This is a genomic window from Methylobacterium sp. J-043 (assembly GCF_022829505.1).
Classification (GTDB): Bacteria; Pseudomonadota; Alphaproteobacteria; order Rhizobiales; family Beijerinckiaceae; genus Methylobacterium; species Methylobacterium extorquens_A.
This window is the reverse complement of the sequence record NZ_JAKSYB010000058.1, coordinates 143719-158026: the sequence shown is the minus strand read 5'-3', so window position 1 is coordinate 158026 and position 14308 is coordinate 143719. Positions and strand designations below refer to the sequence as shown.

At 64.3% G+C, this 14308-nt stretch carries 15 protein-coding genes; 8 read left to right on the top strand and 7 right to left on the bottom strand.

Translation table 11 applies throughout. The features are described from left to right. The first annotated feature begins 90 nt into the window (after positions 1-90). The 7 genes from MKK50_RS16010 (at position 91) to MKK50_RS15980 (ending at position 6723) form a co-directional block, all read left to right on the top strand. The gene (locus tag MKK50_RS16010) at positions 91-1266 is read left to right on the top strand and encodes a hydrolase (protein WP_499023698.1); all 1176 of its coding nucleotides are present in this window, start codon (positions 91-93) and stop codon (positions 1264-1266) included. A gap of 190 nt (positions 1267-1456) precedes the next feature. Continuing rightward, positions 1457-3682: a phosphoribosylformylglycinamidine synthase subunit PurL gene (gene purL / locus MKK50_RS16005; protein WP_499023696.1), complete on the top strand. Its 2226-nt coding sequence runs from the start codon at positions 1457-1459 to the stop codon at positions 3680-3682. Positions 3683-3709: 27 nt separating this feature from the next. Next, entirely contained in the window at positions 3710-3946 is a 237-nt protein-coding gene (locus MKK50_RS16000) for a BolA family protein (RefSeq protein WP_253368146.1), read from the top strand. Between the two features lie 73 nt (positions 3947-4019). After that, on the top strand, positions 4020-4355 hold the full coding sequence (grxD, locus tag MKK50_RS15995) for a Grx4 family monothiol glutaredoxin (RefSeq protein ID WP_253368145.1): 336 nt from the start codon (positions 4020-4022) through the stop codon (positions 4353-4355). 72 nt (positions 4356-4427) lie between these two features. Then, complete coding sequence (locus MKK50_RS15990; protein ID WP_499023692.1) at positions 4428-5330, top strand: NAD(P)/FAD-dependent oxidoreductase; 903 nt, start codon at positions 4428-4430, stop codon at positions 5328-5330. A gap of 110 nt (positions 5331-5440) precedes the next feature. Beyond that, positions 5441-6325 (top strand): SMP-30/gluconolactonase/LRE family protein, encoded by an 885-nt coding sequence (locus MKK50_RS15985; protein ID WP_499024084.1) that lies wholly within the window; start codon positions 5441-5443, stop codon positions 6323-6325. A gap of 185 nt (positions 6326-6510) precedes the next feature. Next, positions 6511-6723, top strand: coding sequence for a hypothetical protein (locus MKK50_RS15980; RefSeq protein ID WP_499023691.1), 213 nt, complete (start codon positions 6511-6513; stop codon positions 6721-6723). 25 nt (positions 6724-6748) lie between these two features. On the opposite strand, the gene MKK50_RS15975 is transcribed toward MKK50_RS15980, so the two are convergent. Beyond that, positions 6749-7582 carry a hypothetical protein gene (locus MKK50_RS15975; RefSeq protein ID WP_499023690.1) on the bottom strand — a complete coding sequence of 278 codons (834 nt, stop codon included), beginning with the start codon at positions 7580-7582 and terminating at the stop codon, positions 6749-6751. A 562-nt stretch (positions 7583-8144) separates the two neighbouring features. Between MKK50_RS15975 and MKK50_RS15970 the strand changes: the two genes are divergently transcribed. Beyond that, entirely contained in the window at positions 8145-8462 is a 318-nt protein-coding gene (locus MKK50_RS15970; protein ID WP_499023689.1) for a hypothetical protein, read from the top strand. Positions 8463-8545: 83 nt separating this feature from the next. On the opposite strand, the gene MKK50_RS15965 is transcribed toward MKK50_RS15970, so the two are convergent. The 6 genes from MKK50_RS15965 to MKK50_RS15940 all read right to left on the bottom strand — a co-directional run bounded on the left by MKK50_RS15965 (position 8546) and on the right by MKK50_RS15940 (position 13696). Further along, a complete protein-coding gene (locus MKK50_RS15965; RefSeq protein WP_499023686.1) occupies positions 8546-9421 on the bottom strand; it encodes a lytic transglycosylase domain-containing protein in 876 nt (291 codons plus the stop codon). Between the two features lie 4 nt (positions 9422-9425). After that, positions 9426-10349 carry a CsgG/HfaB family protein gene (locus MKK50_RS15960; RefSeq protein WP_499023684.1) on the bottom strand — a complete coding sequence of 308 codons (924 nt, stop codon included), beginning with the start codon at positions 10347-10349 and terminating at the stop codon, positions 9426-9428. Between the two features lie 135 nt (positions 10350-10484). After that, complete coding sequence (locus MKK50_RS15955) at positions 10485-10928, bottom strand: curli assembly protein CsgF (protein ID WP_499023682.1); 444 nt, start codon at positions 10926-10928, stop codon at positions 10485-10487. Positions 10929-10966: 38 nt separating this feature from the next. Continuing rightward, the gene (locus MKK50_RS15950; RefSeq protein ID WP_499023680.1) at positions 10967-11470 is read right to left on the bottom strand and encodes a curlin repeat-containing protein; all 504 of its coding nucleotides are present in this window, start codon (positions 11468-11470) and stop codon (positions 10967-10969) included. A 474-nt stretch (positions 11471-11944) separates the two neighbouring features. Then, positions 11945-12274, bottom strand: a complete 330-nt coding sequence (csgH, locus tag MKK50_RS15945; RefSeq protein ID WP_499023678.1) for a curli-like amyloid fiber formation chaperone CsgH — start codon at positions 12272-12274, stop codon at positions 11945-11947. Between the two features lie 285 nt (positions 12275-12559). Continuing rightward, positions 12560-13696 carry a hypothetical protein gene (locus MKK50_RS15940; protein WP_499023676.1) on the bottom strand — a complete coding sequence of 379 codons (1137 nt, stop codon included), beginning with the start codon at positions 13694-13696 and terminating at the stop codon, positions 12560-12562. Between the last annotated feature and the right edge of the window lie 612 nt (positions 13697-14308).

Below are 14308 nucleotides of genomic sequence, written 5' to 3'. Positions count from 1 at the left end.
AGGGGCGCGTCGTCCGCACGCCCCGCCTTCAGTCGAGACAAACGGCGGTCCGCCATTCCTGAGTCCGAAGACGCGCATCCGGTACGTCAGGTGTTCTACCTGCCGGGCTTCGATCCCCGCGAACCCGAGACCTATTGGGGTCTGTTTCGCCGCGAGAGCCGCATCATGGCCGAACGGCGCCGCATGGCGATCACGGTCGGCGACCCGGTCCGGTCCGCCGACGGCATCAGTCTCGATTGGGACGTGGAGAGCGAGGCCGAGGGGGACGCGACGCGGGTGCGCTACAGCCTCCTGCGCTGGGACGACATCGTCCGCGACCGCTTTCCCCGCTCCAACCTGCGCCGGCTCGCGAGCCTGCCGGGTTTGTGGTGGCGGCTGTGGCGCTCCGGTTACCTGCGGAGGTTCCAGCGCGAGGCGCGGCGCTTCTATCGGGTGATCGTCAGCGTCCACCAGTTCTATCTGGTCTTCGTTCTGGCGAGCCTCGCGCTCGCCGTCGCAGCGGTGACGCTGACCCCGCTCGCGGCGCTGCCGCCGCTCGCCGGTATGGCCCTTGTCCCGCTGCTCGCCTACGTGATCCTGGCATTGGTGACCCATCTCACGCGGGGAAAGCCGCTCTACGTCACGCATCTTGTCGATGACACCGCCTTCACCCACGATCACGCCTCGGGGCGCGAAACGGCGATGCGCGAGCGCCTGGGTCCCTGGGCGGAGCGCATCCGCGCGGCGGAGGGACGGGCCTCCGAGATCGTGGTGATCGGCCATTCCTCGTCGAGCTTCCTCGCCTTCGAATGCCTCGACCGCATCGTGAAGGCCGATCCCGAGTTCGGCCGGCGCGGCACGCCGGTGACGCTCGTGACCATCGGCAGCGTCATTCCCTGGCTCACCCTCGACCCGCTGGCCGAGGAGGCGCGTGGCTCGCTCGGCCGGATCGGCCGCGACACTGCGATCGGTTGGCTCGACATCCGGGCGAGCTGGGACTGGCTCTCGATCCACTTGCGCGATCCGGTCAGCGCTTCCGGCCTGCCCGCGCCGCCCTCCGGCCGCTTCGCGGTGATGCGCGTCGAGATCGAGGATCTGATCGAGCCGGCTCTCGTGGCGCGGCGGCGGTGGAACCTGTTCCGCATGCATTTCCAGCTCTTGATGTCGAGCCGGGAGCGGGACGCCTTCGATTACGTCGCCTTCGTCGCCGGACCGGAGCCCGTCCACGCGGCGGTGGAGCGGTGCCGTGCGCAGCGACCTGCGATGGCCAGCGCAGAATTGGCGTAGGAAAAATGCGCGGCCAGCTTGTGCGCAATCCGATCGCGGGGGTGTGCGCCCTTTGCAGCCGGTACTGATCCGCTCTAGAGCGATGCGCAAAGTCATTTGTGTCGCAGCGAGCCCGTTCGGCTCACCATCGACCGGTTCCGGTTGAGGGATCGGATCGGTCTGCGGCAAAGGTTTGGGACAGGGCCTTCGGATGTTTCGCAACGATGTTCCGATCACACCCGAGCTGGTGCGCCAGCACGGCCTGACACCCGACGAGTACGAGCGCTTCCGCGCCCTCGTCGGCCGCGAGCCGACGTTGACCGAACTCGGCATCGTCTCCGCGATGTGGAACGAGCACTGCTCGTACAAGTCCTCGCGCAAGCATCTGCGCGGCCTGCCGACCTCGGGTCCGCACGTGATTCAGGGGCCCGGCGAGAATGCCGGCGTGATCGATATCGGCGACGGCCTCGCCTGCGTCTTCAAGATGGAAAGCCACAACCACCCGAGCTTCATCGAGCCCTATCAGGGCGCGGCGACCGGCGTCGGCGGCATCTTGCGAGACGTCTTCACGATGGGGGCACGGCCCATCGCCGCCTTGAATGCCCTGCGCTTCGGCTCACCGGACCATCCGCGTACCCGTCACCTCGTCTCCGGTGTCGTCGCGGGCGTGGGCGGCTACGGCAACTCCTTCGGGGTGCCGACGGTGGGCGGCCTCGTCGGCTTCCATCGGCGCTACGACGGCAACATCCTCGTCAATGCCATGGCGGTCGGCCTCGCCCGCACCGACGCGATCTTCTACGCCGCCGCCACCGGCGTCGGAAACCCGATCGTCTATCTCGGCTCGAAGACCGGCCGCGACGGCATCCACGGTGCGACCATGGCCTCGGCCGAATTCGACGAGTCGAGCGAGTCGAAGCGGCCGACCGTGCAGGTCGGCGACCCCTTCGCCGAAAAGCTCCTGCTCGAAGCCTGTCTGGAACTGATGGCGTCGGGCGCCGTCATCGCAATTCAGGACATGGGCGCGGCCGGCCTCACCTGCTCAGCGGTCGAGATGGGCGCCAAGGGCGATCTCGGCGTGGAGCTGCACCTCGAAAAGGTGCCGACCCGCGAAGAGGGCATGACCCCCTATGAGATGATGCTGTCGGAGAGCCAGGAGCGTATGCTCATGGTGCTCAAGCCCGGCATGGAAGCCGAGGCGCAGGCGATCTTCGTGAAGTGGGGCCTCGACTTCGCCGTCATCGGCCACACCACCGATACGCTGCGCTTCGTCATCAAGCACAACGGCGAGACCGTCGCCGACCTGCCGATCAAGGAGCTCGGCGACGAGGCGCCCCTCTACGACCGCCCGCACATCGCCAACACGCATCAGCCTGTCATTGACGCGGCAAGCGTCGAAGCCAGCGTGCCGAACGCCGAAGCGCTCAAGCGTCTGGTCGGCTCGCCCGAACTCGCCTCGAAGCGCTGGGTCTACGAGCAGTACGATCATTTCATCCTCGGCAACACCGTGCAGAAGCCCGGCGGCGACGCCGCCATCGTCCGGGTCGAGGACGGGCCGAAGGGTCTCGCGATCTCCACCGACGTGACGCCGCGCTACTGCGAGGCCGATCCGGTCGAGGGGGGGCGGCAGGCGGTCGCGGAAGCGTGGCGCAACATCACGGCCGTCGGCGCGCGCCCGCTCGCGATCACCGACAACCTCAACTTCGGCAACCCGGAGAAGCCCGAGGTGATGGGCCAGCTCGTCGGCTGCCTGAAGGGCATCGGCGAGGCCTGCCTCGCCCTCGACTTCCCCGTCGTGTCCGGCAACGTCTCGCTCTACAACGAGACCAATGGCGTCGGCATCCTTCCGACCCCGACCATCGGCGGCGTCGGCGTCATCGATGATGTCGAGCGGCACGCCACGGTCGCGCTCAAGCGAGAGGGTGATGTGCTGGTGCTGATCGGGTGCACCGAGGGCTGGCTCGGCCAGTCGCTCTACCTCTCCGAGATCGCGGCCCGCGAAGAGGGCGCACCGCCGCCGGTCGATCTGGCGATCGAGCGCCGCAACGGCGACTTCGTGCGCAGTCTCATCGTCTCCGGGATCGCCGACACGGTGCACGATCTCTCCGACGGTGGCCTCGCCGTGGCTCTGGCCGAGATGGCGATGGCCGGCGGGATCGGCGCGGCCCTGCCCGCAGCGCCGGAAGGCGTACCGGTTCATGCCTACTTGTTCGGCGAGGATCAGGGCCGCTACCTGATCGCCGTGCCGGCGGAGGCGGCCGCCGACCTTCTCTACAGCGCCTCGGCGCAGGGTATCGACGCGGCGACCGTCGGCATCGTCGGCGGCGACAGCTTGGTGCTGCCGGGCGAAGAGACCATATCCGTGGCCGAGCTGAAGGCCGCGCATGAGGGCTGGTTCCCCGCCTACATGGCGAGCCAGCCGGCCGCACCTGCGGCGTAACGAGACGAAAGCGAGCGGAGAGCCCCCATGCCGATGGATGCGCGCGAGATCGAGTCGATGATCCGCGAGGCGCTGCCCGACGCGCACGTCGAGATCAAGGATCTGGCGGGCGACGGCGACCACTATGCGGCGACCGTCATTTCCTCCGCCTTCAGGGGCAAGACCCGCGTCGCCCAGCACCAGATGGTCTACGGCGCGCTCCAGGGACGGATGGGGGGCGTGCTCCACGCCCTTGCGCTCACCACGGGCGTCCCGCAGGATTGAGCCGACCTTGAAATCAGACGGTCTGGTCTGATCTCACACCCGAACGAGACGAAGAGACAACGAGGACCGTGCGATGACCGACGTCAACTCCACCATCAAGAACGAGATCGATTCGCAGGACGTGGTCGTGTTCATGAAGGGCACGCCGCAATTCCCGATGTGCGGCTTCTCGGGTCAGGTCGTCCAGATCCTCAATTACCTCGGCGTGCCCTTCAAGGGCGTGAACGTCCTCGACGACATGGCGGTACGCGATGGCATCAAGGCCTTCTCGAACTGGCCGACGATCCCGCAGATCTACGTGAAGGGCGAATTCGTCGGCGGATGCGATATCGCCCGCGAGATGTTCCAGTCGGGTGAGCTGCAGCAGTTCCTTTCCGAGAAGGGCGTGCCGGTGAAGAGCGCCGCCTGAGCGGCGCCTCTTTCGGGAAACTCTTTCGCGATAACGAAGCTTGATCCCCGGCGGGTTCGCCGGGAGATCATCATGCACGACGTCATCATCGTGGGCGGCGGCCCGGCCGGGCTCAACGCCGCCCTGATCCTCGGTCGGGCCCGTCGCAAGGTTCTGCTTTGCGATGCGAGCCAGCCGCGAAATGCCGCGACGCCCCGCACCTGGGGCCTGTTCACCCGCGATGGCACCCCGCCCTTCGATCTCCGCGCGCAGGGCCGGGCCGACCTCGACCGCTACGAGACCGTCGAGTGCCGCGACGTTGCGGTCACGGAAGCCGCGCGTGATGCCGACGGTTTCACCATCCTACAGGCCGACGGCACCCGTGAGCGGGCGCGCCGCCTGATCCTTGCGACCGGCTTGGCGCAGGATATCCCTGAAATCGAGGGCTTCGACACCTATTGGGGCACGGGGGTGCATTCCTGCCCCTATTGCGACGGCTTCGAGGTTCGCGACCGCCCCCTCGTCGTCTACGGCCGCGGGCATGGCGGCTGCGGTCTCGCGCTGGAACTGACCGGCTGGAGCCAGGACGTCACCCTGTGCACGAGCGGTCACGACGGCGATTTGTCCGAGAAGGATCGGGATCGGCTCGCCCGCAACGGCGTGCGGGTGATCGAGGCGGAGATCGAACGGCTGGAAGGGGACGGATCGCGGCCCACCTGCCTCCGCTTCCGTGACGGAAGCCAGACCGCTTGCACCGCACTCTTCCTGATGCCGTTCGCCTGCAGCCCCTCCCCGCTCATTACCCAACTCGGCTGCGAACTCGATGAGACCCGCAGCGTGGTTCCGACCCGCGAATACGAGAAAACCAACGTGCCCGGTCTCTACGTCGCGGGCGATGCGTCGCGCCGCGTGCAATTCGCCGTCGTGGCCGCCGCGGAGGGCGCGATGGCCGCTTTCGCCATCAATGCCGAGTTCGTCGCGGAGGCGACCCGGTAGAACCGCAGGTTTCGATCCGGCCGTCTTCCGATGAAGGAAAAAGCGCAAGCGCGGTGCGTTGATCGAAGCGGGGTTTGAAGCACCCCACCCTTGAACGTGCCGGAGCCTCAATGACCCCACCCGTCCATCCCCACACGCCGCGCGTTGCGGTCGCCTGCGGCTGCACCCTCGGCGAGGAGGTTGTCTGGGATGCCCGCGATGGATCGTTGCTGTGGGTGGATATCGAGAATCCGGCGATCTGGCGGCATTGGCCCGCGACGGACGAGACCGTGCGGATCGCGCTCGACGAAAAGATCGGTTTCGCCGTTCCGACGCCGGATCCGGATCGCGTCGTCGCGGGATTCAAGTCCGGGGTCGCCGCCTTGCGGCTCTCGGACGGATCACGGACGCCGCTGGTGCGACCGGATGACTACCCCGCGGGCAATCGGCTCAACAGCGGCAATGCCGGGCCGGATGGCTGGCTCTATTTCGGGAGCATGGACGACGGGGAGGAGGCGGAGACCGGTGGCTTCCACCGCTGGGACGGAGCGCGGCTCGAGACCTTCGGCGGTCATGCCGCCGTCACCAACGGTCCGGTCGTCAGCCCGGATGGCCGGCGCGTCTACACGATCGATACGGCGAACGGCATCGTCTGGGTTCACGCTGTCGACGACGGGCGGATCTTCGAAGCCCGACCTTTGATCCGGTTCGAGGAGGGCTGGGGCAAGCCCGACGGCCTGACGCTCGATGCCGAGGGTCACCTCTGGATCTGCCATTACGGCGCAGGGCGCATCACCCGTTTCGATCCTGACGGCGGCGTCGAGTATGTCGTGCCAATGCCGACGCCGCTCGTGACGAAATGCGCTTTCGGCGGTGATGATTTCTCGACGCTGTATGTCACGACCTGTCTTCGGGGACGTGATCCGACGATCGAGCCGATGGCAGGTCATCTCTACAAAGTCGAGACAGACTTTCGCGGCATCCCAGCCAATCTTTTGACACTGCCGCAAACCTGAGTCGCACGGCTGTTACTGGCACGGTGTGCGGCTTCGCACCGCAGTAAGTTCTGTTGCGACGCAAATATGAAGAAACGGTCAAGATCGAAGAACAGGCGGAACTTATCCCCGTTTTGTTTGTTCTTCACACACGGTCGAGCTTTCGCTCGTAAACCGCGTGCCCTCGCCGGGGGTGGGAGCGGGACATGCCAATCTTCGATGGGAAGTATCTGAGCGAGCGCGGTGAAACCGAGGCTCTCGCCATGATCCTTCGCCCGACGGCGAAGGCTCGGGAAGAGGCACGCGAGCGTGGGCGGATGCGCATCGAGCAGGCGACCATGTTGGCCGAGTTGGCGCCAGCCGTACCGGGCACGACGCTCGCGGCACTCACCCCCGCCGACGTTCTGCCGGTCACCTGATCGCCGGTTCGTACTACTATCGAATCTACCACGCTTGGGGCGTGATGACGCCCTGGCGTGTGACCACGACCCACTGCCGACCCCGGCGTTCAATCGCCTCGACCCGGCCGATACCGGGTACGGCATCACCCCGTCCCACTTCGACGAGCTGACGGCGACGGTCTTCCAGGATCGCGACGCCATCATAGACATCGCGCAGCGCCCAGCCTTCGAGGGTGTTGATCTTCGGCTTGTCCGGAAGACTCCCGGTCTGAGTCGGCTCTGGCGTACGCGCCTCGGGCTTAGCCTCAGATTTGGCGGGCGCGGCGGCCGCGACCGGTTGCAGCTTCTTCTCCCACTGCGCCAATGCGCCCGTCATACGCTCAGCTTGGTCACGATCGACGCGGGCCACCGTCTCGGACAGGCTCGCCAATCGCTTGTCGAGCGCTTGCTCGGTGCGGCCAAGCCGTTCCGTGAGGGTATGGCCGAGCGCCTTGGTCTCACTGCGAGCAGCTTCGCTCGCCTCGCGCAAAGCCGTCACCGTGCGAGCGAGCCGGTCGATCTCCTGAGCGAAACGAGCCGCGTCCGAGCGCCCGGCCGATAGCTCGGCCTGGACCTGCGCGAGTTCCGCGCCGGATCGCTCGCGAGGGGTTGCCAGGAAGCCGAGGCACACGCCGCCAACCAAGGCGGCCGCGCTCGCTGCGGCCAACCGACCGTTGGCTACCAGGAACGACTTGCGCGTCGGGGCGGATGCGGGCGCCGTGGCGTCTGCACCGACCTTCGCGCCACCGGTAACCGCCTGTTTCAGCATCTCGACGGGCGATGGCTGCGCCATCGTCTTGCCGGTTGCACCTTTGCCCGGCTCGATCGTCTCCGACATGGCATAGGCTTTCCAATGATGAGGTCGGCAGACCTCGAACGGTGATCCATGAGGGGCGCCTGCCCGACGACGATCGATTTCGCTCAGACTTCGCCGCCAGTTCAGTGGGCTCGCGTGAGGAGCGCACCGCTGGACATGACGCGAGGCGATGAAAAGCGCTCTCAACACATTCAGTCGGACGTTCGGAATTCTGTTAACGATGTTTGTTTACTGAAAGGTTACCGACGCGCATCGGCTCAAGCCTGGGAAGGTGACGCAAGTTTGCATTCTCTCTTCGTTCGCGAATTGAGCACCAATCGTGGAGCGGTGCGCCCTTCGGATCGCGGCGGCCTCTCGCTGGAAATCGAGTCGGACCGCGTCGTGCATGGGTCCAAGCGCCTGATATCCGACGACCGGACGGCAACCTGAACGGATTTGACGCACGGCCTTGCGGCGATCGCTGATCCTGGGCGGGTCCGGTGGATTCAGCATTTCTTAACGCGCGCAAAGGATCCTCGAACGAACGTGAGGATCGTTTTCAATGCGCAAAATCGTTGCGACCGTCGCCCTTTGCGCTGCCGTCATGCAGATCACGGAAGCAGCGCAAGCACAGGATCTTTCGGCTTTCGTGGCGCGATCCGATACCACGATGCAGGACATCGAGAACGGTGCCTTGCGCAACACGATGAATCGGGTGTCGGCCAGCCTCGAGGCTTCGACCGGAAGCGGTGTGCAGGGCAACGCCTTCTATGGCGTGCAGGATGGCCAGTACAATCGCATCGATGCGATGCAGACCGGTACGGGCAACCTCATCCGCGCGACGCAGACCGGTTACGGGAACGCGGCGGTCATCGCGCAGTCCGGATCGTTCAACCAGATCATTCTCAGACAGGGCCGCTAAGGCCGGACGCCTCGCCGGCAGGCGGATCGCTCGCGGCTTTTGCCCTACCGGGCGGCTCCCCACGGCCGGGCTTCGACGGTTGATCAGTACCGGCTAAAATTCAAACATTGCGCGCCGGGGCTGAGCAGGGCGGCACAGGGGCCGCTTGCTCCACCCGACGATCGCAGAACACCACCGGCGGCGGCGCGGAGCTGAGCCGACGAGAGTGGTGCGTTCGAGCTGCCCGCGGGGCCCGCAGCTTTCTTTCCCTCGGCCGATGGCTCCTGGCGACCCGATATCCGGACCGCAGCGAACCCGACCGCTGAGCCGAACGGAGAAGGCGGTGCCGTGAAAGAAGCGATCTGAAGCGGCCAGCCGGTGCCGGACGGACGATAGGCTTCGGTCCAACCCGGCGTGTTCACGCCGGTGATGTTGGCAACGTAGTCCACCGTCTCCTTCGGGAGGTTCAGGCGGCCGCTCAGCCACGCGTCGACCCGTCCGGGGCCGGCATTGTAGGCGGCTGCCGCCAAGGCCCAATTCCCGTATCGAGACCGGAGATCTCGCAGCAGTTCGGCGGCCTTCGGAATCGCCTGAGCCGGATCGAAGGGATCGCCGAGACCGCGCTCGGCCGCGGTTGCCGGCATGAATTGCGCGATGCCGAGCGCGCCTTTCGGGCTCACGGCCATCGGGTTCAGTCCGCTCTCCCGCTTCAGCAGCCGCAAGAGGAAGTCGGACGGAACGCCGGAGCTGAAGGCGGCTTGGGCAATGAGCGTCGAGATCGCCGTAACCGGCACCTCCGGCGTGACGCTCTGGACGATCGCGACGGTCGCTGTGGCCGGAGGCTCAATCACGGCCGCGACCTGCACCGTTGCCGTCAAATCCAGCACCGGAAGGCGGCCACGCACATCGGCCTGCGCCTGCGACGCAATCAGGATGGCCGTGACGAGGGCCGGCCCCACCCACCGGTGCTGGCTGCACATCGTCTCAGTTCTTTGCCACCACGACGGCTTCCGGAACGACCTCGACGCTCGCGCTCACGGCAGGAAGGGGCTTGTCGCGCTCGATGTATTGCTGGAGCAGGCGCTGACCGACGTCCTGATCGCGGAACTTCCAGAGCCCCTTTCGCACGCCCTCCATCAGCGTCGAATAGACGGCCAGCTCAATGGACTCGCGGACGGCGAATTGCGTCGGCTCGTTGCGCGTCACACCGGCATCGAACTCGAAGAGCTTGTTGACGGCGACGTAGCGGAACGTGTTGGTCGCGAGCCCGATCGAGTAGATCGTCTTCGTCGTTGTGACGCTGGTGAGCACCTCGCCGGTTTGGACGGATACGATGCGCATGCCGACCGTTACGACGTCGCGCCGATAGCGGATATCGCCGCCGATACCGAGGTAGCGGGCGCCGATCCCACCCGTGACGAAGTTCGCGTCGTAGGCGAGGATTCCACCCTCGACCAGCAGACCGGCGAAGCGGATCGGCGGGAGGGGCTTGGCGTTATCCTGGTCGAACTCCTGGCGGGTGGCGCGGATGAGCTGCCGTTCCTGAAGGATGTTGGCGAGGCTCCCGCGCTCCACGACCCGGAACCAGCGGCCACCGCCGGTGCGGCGCAGGGCATCCACGAGGAAGGCCGCGCCACCCTGTGTGACGGCGCGGGAGAACTCCGCGAAGTTGTCGCTGGGCTTGTTCTGCCCGGTCAGGTCCGGGAAGCTGTAGACCGCCAGATCGACCGCTTTCAACGGCGGCGGCAGCAGAGCGAGGTCGAGCCCGGTCGGCGACGTCTCGGTGATGGTCGGCGCCTCGTTGAGCGGCTCGCGGCCGCCGACGGGGACGCATCCGCCCAAGCCAAGCGCGGCGCCGACGAGGCCACCGACGATAAGACGTCGGATCGAGAGTTTTTCAGCCCACATAAGGATCTAGAATCCCAATCATGATCGGGCTGCTTGTCGCAACCTTCGGATTATCGTGGCGCAAACACCGAAACTCTTGCGTCCGATTCGATCCTGACGCTCGTGCGGACTCGGCGAGATTGGTCTCAGCGATGTTCAAGGGCCAGCAGGTACGACGACCGTACTGGTCGTCGTGCCATCGAAGATGTCGACTCGGACGTTTGCACCCTGTCGTGCAAAATTGATGGTCGTGCCCTGGAATTCGAACGTTCCACTCTGCTGGGCATTTTCGCCAAAGATCGCCCGCGTGATCTGATTGGCCAGCGAGCTGAAGAGCTGTGACTGCAATTGCTGGGCAAAAATCTGCCCTTGTGTCAGCGTTTGGCCGGCACGGCCGGTCTGGCTGGTGAAGATCTGATTCAGACGCTGATCACGGGCTTGCGGAATGTTCTGAGCATTGGCTTCGCTCTGCAGCCAGCCTCCGTTAAGCGGGCTCCCACCAAAGGCCGGGTTGATCGGCTGGTAGGTGAGATTGCCCGCCAGCACCGGACCAGCCGAGAGCGCCAGCACAGCACTTGCCGCCAGGAAAGACGTCTTCACGGTGAGTCTCACTTTCTCAAGCTGCCTGCGTCCCCGCCTCAGCGGGTGCGGACTTGCAAGACGTTGATGCTCTTGGCGGCACCGACTTGGCTCACATCGGCTGAAAGGCTGTTGCCGATTTGATTGACGACGACCTCGGCAGCGCCCGGGACAGACCCCGTCAGGCTGTTGCCGCTGCCGTCCTGACGGACCTGGACGTTCGCGCCTGCAGTGAGGTTCGCGCCCATGGGCGCGTTGACGCTCAAATTGGCACTGTTGCCGAGCCCGTTCTGCTGGAGGTCGAAGCGGATGCTCGAACCGGTCAGGGCACCCTGTCCGGTGTTGTTTAAGCCCTGCTGCGTGATCGCTGCGGTGTTGCCGTCGCCGAAGATCTGAACCGCTGCCGCGTTACCGCCGCCGCTCTGACGGATGTCGGTGCGGTTGGCGTTGCCCACCTGCTGATTGGACGCCGTCTGGCCGGTGCCTCCGGATCCGCCACCGTTGAGACCCAGGATCCGGATTGGAAGGGTGGTCGAACCGATCGTCGCGTACTCGACGGCCACCTCGGTTGGGATTGGCCGGCCGACAGACCCTGAAGCAGCGCTCGATTGCTGAGCCGTTGAGACCGTGGAGAAGGACACCAGAACGCCCAGAGCCGTAAGACAAACGACCGTCGAGCGGTGCGTGGTTCTCTGGACTGAGCTGTTCATCTTGTCATGCCGTCCGTTGCCGTCCTACGATCCATTGGTGCTTCTACGCAGTCGAGAGAGCACACTGAGTTTTAATTTTGCGATAATGAGATGGATTAAGAACGCATTTCGGGGAAGGCGTACCGCCGCTTCGTTTGCATTGTATTGTGGTACGCATAGATTGAAGTCAACGCGGAACCAGCCCCGTGCCCTGGCCTTGGGCTTTCCGTCGGTTCGCCGTGACCCGCGCGCCACAGAGCCGAGCCGTTCGCCGATCCCGTCGCAGTTCTTCCGAACCCCCGGCTCAGGTGATGAGAACGCGATCACCCGCGCAGCCCCAAAGTGCGGTTACATCACATCAGATCCATCCGGCCCCTCCCGCTCACAGGCATACTCGGCGTCGCCGGTACGAAGAGTGAGACGGGCGCGATAGCGCCCGTATGGTTCCAGGGAGAAGCTCAATCCCTGAACCCGTACAGGCGAGCCCGGCACCAGGAGGAATTCCGACTGCTGGCTGATTTGCGCGCTGCCGGATGGCCCCTGCTTCACCACCGAAAGACGGTAGCGGCCGGATTGCCGCCGGTTCGAATGGACGTCTGCCTCGACCCGCACTTGCGAACCTTGGCGGTGCTCGGACAGCACACAGACGATGGGCGGGGGCGAGACGTTGCGGTCCATGGTCAACTCCGCGCCTCGGTATAAAAGGCGTACGCTCAAGTGCCATTTCTGACGGATCGCACGCTCGCGAGTGTTGGATACGGCTGCCCTGCCGAGGGATATGATCGTTGATCCGTAATGGGTCTTACCGGCGTAGAAGGCTTTCCGGTCGTCAAGGCTGAAGCGAAGTCCAAAAGAGAGCGGCCACCGGCCTGATAAGGACAGGTCGATGGCTATGATGCGCTCGCCAAAGGCGTGGCCACCCCGTTCTAAGAGTGGCCACGTCTCATGATGGCTCGCAGTCGATTAGCGGCGGCCCTGCGTAACGGTCGCGATGTTTCCGTTCCCGAGCTGCGCGCTCAGGATGGTGCTGTTTGCGCTGTTGAGCTGAGAGGCGGTCAGGGTGTTGGAATTTCCGATCTGGACGCCGGTGATCGTGCTAGCAGCGGAATTGAACTGCTCGAGAGTCGCAACGTTCAGGTTTCCGGCCTGAAGGAGGTCGATACCGGAATTGTTCGAATTCGCCTGCGTGATGATGGCGCCGTTGCCGGACCCGGACTGCACAGACATGATCTGTGCAGCATCTGAATTGTTCTGGTTCACGAAAAGGACGTTGTTGTCGCCGGACTGGTTCGCGAAGATATCGCTTCCCGTCGAATTTGTCTGCTGAGCATTGGCGAAGTTCGAGAAACCGATCTGCAAGATTTGCGCCGTTGAGTCCACGTTTCCGCTCTGGGCGACGACCGCGACCTGACCGATGCCCCACTGGTTGACGGTACCGGTCGTGTCCCTGGAACCAACCTGACCGGCGATTGCCACGTTACCGAAGCCGATTTGACCGATATTCAGCGTAGAGCCGACCACGTTCGACTGGCCAGCGAGAGCCACGTTGCCTGAGACCGACTGATCGATGAAGATGTTCGAGTCACCACGCGTATCGTCGGTCTGCGAAGCGTAGGCGAACTGGCTGGAGCCGGTCTGCCCCAGCTCGATCTGCGAGTTGCGAACGTCGGTCTGTTCCGTGAAGGCGTTGTGTGCAGCGGAGCCGCCGCGACCGGCGCTCTGCTCGACGGTCGTGGTGGCGTTCCGGCCACCATTCTGCTGAATATTCGCGTAGTTGTTACGGCTGCGCTGCGTCAGGTCGATGACGTTGCCGTTGCCGCCGTCCTGATTGGTGACGAACGAGTTCCTGTTGCCGGACTGCAGAATCTCGACACCGTTGTTCCGGCCAGACTGCGTGCTCGTGGCGCCCGAAGCGGTGTTGCCGTTGTTGTTGCCCACCTGCTCAATCGAGGCGGTGCCGCTGGTGCCGGTCTGCGTCAGATCGAGCTTGTTGCTGGTTCCGTCCTGCAAAGTCGTCGCATCGTTCAAGCTGGCGGCGAGAACAGGTGCGCCGGCGAGGAGGGCAAGCGTGCTGATGGCGGCGATGGTGAAGTGCTTCATGACTGATCCCCTGCGTGTTGAATTCTGTCATCCCGCAGGCGCTTGCCCGGTATTAACTGGCTGTTGACCAGTCTACCGAGTGGGTCGGCTGCTTCGTGCAGTTGTTAACGAGGTGTTAAATACGAGAGGTCGGGAGCAGCCGCATCATTCATTTGAAGGATAAATTGCAGTTTCAGATGCAAACGAACTGTTTACCTTAATTTTCTAACTGTAGAGGCCGTAATATCACACAGCCGATTTCCAAGTATTCAATCTACATTCTACGTTGTCTGTGGCTAATCTGGTAAGATATTTCACCGCCGGCAGACACTTTCCGTAACAAACTCCGCCGATGCGGACGGAAAACTAGGCTGCAATTGCTTAGGATTTGCTCACCTTGGTTCAAAATTGGTCACGCTCAATCTATCGTAATCGATCCTGCCGTTCTGAAATAACTCGGCGAACAGGTCTCTAGATCCTTTTTTCGCATAATCTTCGCGCAGGTGAGGTCGACTCATGCGTAGTTTGCCGCTGTGAGAAACAGCAATAAATGCCTGGAGACCGTTAGGGACGCGAAAGCATCACCTGTTATATATCGTTTACGCCGCGCCCGTCGCTCCCTGTAGATACAGG

Bases quoted from the DNA above. Each gene is read 5' to 3' on its own strand.
- MKK50_RS15985 (WP_499024084.1), top strand. From the start codon at position 5,441: ATGACCCCACCCGTCCATCCCCACACGCCGCGCGTTGCGGTCGCCTGC.
- MKK50_RS15960 (WP_499023684.1), bottom strand. From the start codon at position 10,349: ATGTGGGCTGAAAAACTCTCGATCCGACGTCTTATCGTCGGTGGCCTC.
- MKK50_RS15980 (WP_499023691.1), top strand. From the start codon at position 6,511: ATGCCAATCTTCGATGGGAAGTATCTGAGCGAGCGCGGTGAAACCGAG.
- MKK50_RS15940 (WP_499023676.1), bottom strand. From the start codon at position 13,696: ATGAAGCACTTCACCATCGCCGCCATCAGCACGCTTGCCCTCCTCGCC.
- MKK50_RS16000 (WP_253368146.1), top strand. From the start codon at position 3,710: ATGCCGATGGATGCGCGCGAGATCGAGTCGATGATCCGCGAGGCGCTG.
- purL (WP_499023696.1), top strand. From the start codon at position 1,457: ATGTTTCGCAACGATGTTCCGATCACACCCGAGCTGGTGCGCCAGCAC.
- grxD (WP_253368145.1), top strand. From the start codon at position 4,020: ATGACCGACGTCAACTCCACCATCAAGAACGAGATCGATTCGCAGGAC.
- csgH (WP_499023678.1), bottom strand. From the start codon at position 12,274: ATGGACCGCAACGTCTCGCCCCCGCCCATCGTCTGTGTGCTGTCCGAG.
- MKK50_RS15965 (WP_499023686.1), bottom strand. From the start codon at position 9,421: ATGTGCAGCCAGCACCGGTGGGTGGGGCCGGCCCTCGTCACGGCCATC.
- MKK50_RS15990 (WP_499023692.1), top strand. From the start codon at position 4,428: ATGCACGACGTCATCATCGTGGGCGGCGGCCCGGCCGGGCTCAACGCC.
- MKK50_RS15970 (WP_499023689.1), top strand. From the start codon at position 8,145: ATGCAGATCACGGAAGCAGCGCAAGCACAGGATCTTTCGGCTTTCGTG.
- MKK50_RS15975 (WP_499023690.1), bottom strand. From the start codon at position 7,582: ATGTCGGAGACGATCGAGCCGGGCAAAGGTGCAACCGGCAAGACGATG.